General features: G+C 63.4%; 5 protein-coding genes and 1 pseudogene. 2 read left to right on the forward strand and 4 right to left on the reverse strand.

Going from position 1 to position 4,539, the window contains the following annotated elements; genetic code table 11:
* Positions 1-1,251, forward strand: a 1,251-nt coding sequence (locus tag EN991_RS24610) for a DHHA1 domain-containing protein (RefSeq protein ID WP_127369734.1), incomplete at its 5' end; no start/stop codon positions are given.
* A 7-nt stretch (positions 1,252-1,258) separates the two neighbouring features.
* On the opposite strand, the gene EN991_RS24615 is transcribed toward EN991_RS24610, so the two are convergent.
* The 3 genes from EN991_RS24615 to folE all read right to left on the reverse strand — a co-directional run bounded on the left by EN991_RS24615 (position 1,259) and on the right by folE (position 3,447).
* Complete coding sequence (locus EN991_RS24615; RefSeq protein ID WP_206519243.1) at positions 1,259-2,233, reverse strand: patatin family protein; 975 nt, start codon at positions 2,231-2,233, stop codon at positions 1,259-1,261.
* Positions 2,234-2,314: 81 nt separating this feature from the next.
* Entirely contained in the window at positions 2,315-2,776 is a 462-nt protein-coding gene (hisI, locus tag EN991_RS24620) for a phosphoribosyl-AMP cyclohydrolase (RefSeq protein WP_013531983.1), read from the reverse strand.
* Between the two features lie 35 nt (positions 2,777-2,811).
* The gene (gene folE / locus EN991_RS24625; protein ID WP_013531982.1) at positions 2,812-3,447 is read right to left on the reverse strand and encodes a GTP cyclohydrolase I FolE; all 636 of its coding nucleotides are present in this window, start codon (positions 3,445-3,447) and stop codon (positions 2,812-2,814) included.
* A gap of 240 nt (positions 3,448-3,687) precedes the next feature.
* On the opposite strand from folE, the gene EN991_RS24630 reads away from it, so the two are divergent.
* Positions 3,688-4,134 (forward strand): iron-sulfur cluster assembly scaffold protein, encoded by a 447-nt coding sequence (locus EN991_RS24630; RefSeq protein ID WP_013531981.1) that lies wholly within the window; start codon positions 3,688-3,690, stop codon positions 4,132-4,134.
* A gap of 104 nt (positions 4,135-4,238) precedes the next feature.
* Here EN991_RS24630 and EN991_RS24635 read toward each other — a convergent pair.
* Positions 4,239-4,508 (reverse strand): annotated as a pseudogene (locus tag EN991_RS24635) (LysR substrate-binding domain-containing protein); the annotation flags it as partial.
* Positions 4,509-4,539 lie beyond the last annotated feature (31 nt).

Below are 4,539 nucleotides of genomic sequence, written 5' to 3' on the forward strand. Positions count from 1 at the left end.
GTGGTGCTCGTCCACCACCAGGTCGGCGGTGCCTTGCCGGCGGCACAGAGATGGCCCTGCCCGGAAAGGTCGTCGTCGCGATTGGGATTGACGACAGCGATTGCCGCCGGCGTGGTCTTCCTCGCCCTTGTGCAGACGGCCAGGATCCTGCGTAGCCGCATGGCCGATGCTACGCCGCCGGACCTGCTTTCGCTGCTCGATATCGTGGCATTGGCCACCGTTTGTGACGTGGTGCCGCTGACCGGCGTCAACCGTGCCTTCGTGGTCAAGGGGCTGCAGATGGCGCGCCAGCAGAAGAACGAAGGGCTCGCGGCACTGGCACGGGTGTCGCGCATCGGCGAGCCGATCAGCACCTTCCATCTGGCCTATCTGATCGGCCCGCGCATCAATGCCGGCGGACGCATCGGCGATGCCGCACTTGGCAGCCGGTTGCTTGCGACCGACGACCCGGTCGAGGCGCGCACCATTGCCGAGACGCTCGACCGGCTCAACCAGGAACGGCAGCTGATGGAGCAGGAGATGCTCGCGGCGGCGCGCGCCGAGGCCGATGCGGAGCTCGCCGGCGGCAATGGCCCGGCTATCGTCGTCACCGCCAGCAACAGCTGGCATCCGGGCATCGTCGGTTTGCTCGCCTCACGGCTGAAGGATCATGCCCGCCGGCCGGCCTTCGCCATCGCCTTCAACGCCAACGGCATCGGCACCGGCTCGGGCCGCTCGGTCTCGGGTTTCGACCTCGGCCGGCTGGTGCGCGAGGCGGCCATTGCCGGTCTGATCGTCAAGGGTGGCGGGCATGGCATGGCGGCGGGCATCACCGTCGAGCGGGCGAGGCTTGGTGAGCTCAGGGCTTTTTTCGAAGAGCGGGCGGCAGCCGACGTGTTTCGCCTGCAGGGCGAGGAAAGCCTGGCCATAGACGGTGCGCTTGCCGCTGAAGGCGCGACACTCAGCCTGCTCGACGCGCTGGAACAAGCCGGACCTTTCGGTGCCGGGCACGTGGCCCCTGTTTTCGCGTTGCCGCGCCACCGGTTGGCCGATGCGCGGCCGGTCGGCACCAATCACATCCGCGTCGAGCTGCAATCGGAAAGCGGCGGCCGGATCCAGGCGATCGCCTTTCGCGCCGTCGATACCGCGCTTGGCGAATTCCTGTTCAAGAACCGGGGCAAGACAATCCACGTCGCCGGTTCGCTCTCAGGAAATTACTGGAACGGCAACCGCACCGTTCAGTTTCGTATCACCGATGCGGCTCGTGCGTAGGTTTTGATCAGGCGAGAACTGTCTGCAGCCGGGTCAGTTCGCCGATTTGCGCCATCGTCGCCTGATAGCCGAGCTTGATCGCCTCGTCGGCGCGGTGGAACTCGGTCAGGCCGATATGGCTGAGCTTCGGCTGTAGCGACATGTCTGGCGGATCGCCGGCAAGTCTTGCGCGCGAAATGCGGTCCTGGATGATGTTGAAGGCCTCGACCATGACGCCGGTGATGCCGAGCCGGGTCTGATGCGACTGGTGTTCGGGATCGCCATGTCCGGCCCTCGGCGCGTCCTTTTCGACGACCAGTTCGCCAGCGCTGTGCTTGATGACGGCGGCACGGCCGAACAGGTCATAGTGAAGGTTGACCGCCACGACGAGCGGCTGCTCGTAGGCGCGGCAGACCGAAACCGGTACGGGGTTGACCAGAGCGCCGTCGACCAGCACGCGGCCGTTGCAATTCACCGGCTCGAACACGCCGGGAAGCGCATAAGAGGCGCGCATGGCGGTGATCAATGAGCCGCTCGACAGCCAGATTTCGTGGCCCGTGCGGATTTCGGAAGTGACCGCGACGAACGGCTTGGCAAGGTCCTCGAAACGAATGCCGGCCATGTGCTCGCGCAGCCTTGCATCGAGTTTCATGCCGCCGAACAGGCCGCTGCCGCGTAAATTGAGATCGAGCAGGCCGAAAATGCGGCGCTTGGTCAGGCTGCGGGCGAATTCTTCGAGCTCGTCCAGTTTGCCGGCGAGATAGCAGCCGCCGACCAGCGCGCCGATCGAGGTGCCGGCGATCATCGATACTTCGATGCCGGCTTCATCCAGCGCGCGCAGCACGCCGATATGCGCCCAGCCGCGGGCGCACCCGCCACCCAAGGCGAGGGAAATGCCTGTTTTCTTTTGGGAGTTCGTTTCGGACGCGCCGCCTGACGAGGACAGGCCGTTGGCCTCCCTGACATCTGGTCTGTTACGCAATGACGCCCACTCGAGCATCATGATCTCCCTTGTCCCACGGCTACTATACGAGCGGGGCGTATCGAAATGATGAATCTGTGTCGTTGGTGTCAGGCAGAAGGTTCAAGCTGTTGGTTTCCGATACGTGTTTTCCGCATCGAACAGCGGCTTGCTGCCGTCGATGGCAAGCGTCCCTTTGCCGTCGACCAGCCCCACCGTCCGATAAAAGCATGAACGCCGGCCAGTGTGACAGGTTGCGTCGTGGCCCAACACTTTGACGCGCAACCATATGGCATCCTGGTCACAATCCGTGAGCATCTCGACGACATGCTGAAAATTGCCTGATGTTTCGCCCTTTTTCCAAAGCGCGCTGCGCGAGCGCGACCAGTAGTGGGCGATGCCGGTCTCAAGCGTCAGCGCCAGTGCTTGCGCGTTCATATGCGCAACCATCAACAGCATGCCGTCCGCGGCGTCTGTCACGACGACCGTGACCAGCCCGGCTGCATCGAAGCGCGGCGAAAACACCGCGCCTTCCTCGAGAGCCTTCTTGTCCGACGGAGCTTTTGGAAATTCCAGTGCCGACATCGCCGGTCCTTATTTTGATGGCCGGCGAGGGCCGATCAGACCCCGCCGCCGCGCACCATGGTGACGAAACGGACCTGCTCTTCGGGCGTGTCCTTGAAAACGCCGGTGAAGGTCGAGGTCAGCGTGGTTGATCCCTGCTTGCGGATGCCGCGCATGGCCATGCACATGTGCTCGGCCTCGATCATGACGGCGACGCCGCGCGGATTGAGCACGTCCTGGATGACGCCGGCGATCTGCGCCGTCAGCGCCTCCTGGGTTTGCAGGCGGTGGGCGAAGATATCGACGACGCGTGCGATCTTGGACAGGCCGACGACCTTGCCGTCCGGAAGATACCCGACATGCGCCTTGCCGATGATCGGCACCATATGGTGCTCGCAATGCGAATGGAATGTGATGTCCTTGACGATGACCAGGTCATCGTAGCCGGCGACCTCCTCGAAGGTGCGGCCGAGCTCGTCGGCCGGGCACATGTCGTAACCACCGAACATTTCGCGAAAGGCCTTTGCCACCCGCTTCGGCGTGTCGACCAACCCTTCGCGGTCCGGATTGTCGCCGGTCCAGCGCAAAAGCGTGCGCACGGCGGCTTCGACTTCGGCTTCGCTTGGCCGGTCGGTGACCGGCTTTTCCATATAGGCTGACTGTGGCATTAGCTTCTTGATGACGGCATCCATAAAGGCGTCTCCCGTAGTCCCTCTCGGCGGAGGAACGAGTTGAACGGACCACGACCTTTCGGTGTCGGAAACTCGCCCCGTTTCCAGCCCCGTAAGCGGCGTGAACTTCCCGGCAAGGACATTGGCTTTCGTCGTTCTTGTCGATACCGGACTGCCAGCATTATATAAGGTCATAGCGAGCGAAAGGAAGACACGACAGCGGCAATCGCTGTTCGCTTGGCGGCGACGGATTGGAAAATTATGATAAACGACGTCTACAACGCGAAAATTCTCGGTTTTGCCGGAAACATCGCCCGCATCGGCCGTCTCGATCATCCTGACGCGACCGCCAAGGCGCACTCCAAGCTATGCGGTTCGACCGTCACCGTCGACCTCAAGATGCAGGACGGCGTCGTCACGGATTTTGCCCATGACGTGAAGGCCTGCGCGCTCGGCCAGGCGTCGTCATCGATCATGGCGCAGCATGTCGTCGGCGCGAGTGCCGAGGAATTGCGCGCGGTGCGCGACACCATGCTGAAGATGCTCAAGGAAAATGGCGCCCCGCCGGACGGCCGCTTTGCGGATCTCAGATATTTGGAGCCGGTGCGCGACTACAAGGCGCGGCACGCTTCGACCATGCTGACTTTCGATGCCGTGGTCGACGCGATCGGCCAGATCGAGAAGAAGCGCGCCGAAGAAGCGGCCTGACCTTGGGATTTGGCCGTCCACGGTGCGCAGGCTTCGCGCAGGCGCCCAAAATCTTTGTTGCCACGGCTTGGCATTTGGCTGGACAGGAACCGGGCCAGAAGGGTTTAAGCCTGCGCTTCCAGCGCCCGCCTGCTTTCGGCAAATTCACTTCTGAGCCAGTCGGCGAACGCGGCGGCCGGCTCCGAGAGGTCGTGCAGGTTTCTGGCCACCAGCCAATAGGCGCCGGATGCGACGTCGATGTCGAACGGCTTGACCAGCGCGCCGGATGCGATTTCCCCGCCGATCTGCAACAGATCGCCCAATGCCACGCCATGTCCGAGCAAGGCGGCCTGCTTTGAAAGCGACGCATCCGCCAGCATCGGCCCGCGCGCGGGCCGATGCTGGCGGATGCGTCGCTTTCAAAGC

The sequence above is a fragment of the Mesorhizobium sp. M7A.F.Ca.US.005.03.2.1 genome (assembly GCF_003997795.1).
In the GTDB taxonomy this organism is placed as follows: Bacteria; Pseudomonadota; Alphaproteobacteria; order Rhizobiales; family Rhizobiaceae; genus Mesorhizobium; species Mesorhizobium ciceri.

Coding starts and splice junctions, on each gene's coding strand:
- EN991_RS24615 (WP_206519243.1), bottom strand. CDS start 2,233: ATGATGCTCGAGTGGGCGTCATTGCGTAACAGACCAGATGTCAGGGAG.
- hisI (WP_013531983.1), bottom strand. CDS start 2,776: ATGTCGGCACTGGAATTTCCAAAAGCTCCGTCGGACAAGAAGGCTCTC.
- folE (WP_013531982.1), bottom strand. CDS start 3,447: ATGGATGCCGTCATCAAGAAGCTAATGCCACAGTCAGCCTATATGGAA.
- EN991_RS24630 (WP_013531981.1), top strand. CDS start 3,688: ATGATAAACGACGTCTACAACGCGAAAATTCTCGGTTTTGCCGGAAAC.